The 550-nt window shown below is 65.3% G+C and carries 1 protein-coding gene; it reads right to left on the reverse strand.

From position 1 onward, the window contains the following. Nucleotides 1-500, reverse strand: a 500-nt coding sequence (locus ACR6JA_RS22175; RefSeq protein ID WP_494599544.1) for an FAD-dependent oxidoreductase, incomplete at its 3' end; no start/stop codon positions are given. Nucleotides 501-550 lie beyond the last annotated feature (50 nt).

The following is a 550-nucleotide window of genomic DNA, read 5'->3' on the forward strand; positions in this document are numbered from 1 at the left end:
GCAATACCGCCATCGAACGGGCTTTCCCGGCGCAGATGGGCGATGTGGGCGGCGCGGATCATGATCTTGGACGGCACACAGCCGACATTGACGCAGGTGCCGCCGATGGTGCCGCGCTCGATCAGCGTGACCTGCGCGCCTTGCTCGACGGCCTTCAGCGCCGCCGCCATCGCGGCTCCACCGCTGCCAATGACCGCTACCTGCACCGGGGGCTCGTTGCCACTGTGCTTTTCGGCGGCGGCCATCCATCCCCGCACCTTGTCGAGCAGTCCGACGCGGTTGTCCGCCAGTGGCGCATCGGCTAGCGTTGCCTTGTAGCCCAGTCCGGCCACGGCGGCAGTCAGCGCGTCCGGCGATGTGCCCGGCACGATGGCGAGTTGCGCTGTGCCCTTCGGATAGGACACCAGCGCCGACTGCACGCCTGGCACTTTTTCCAGCGCTTCCTTGACGTGCGCCGCGCACGAGTCGCAAGTCATGCCGGTGATTTTTAGATGGGTCATGCAACAGATCCTTTATCGTTTGTGGCGCCAGACAATGACGTCCGTTGTGC

This window comes from Cedecea sp. B1(4) (assembly GCF_059414925.1).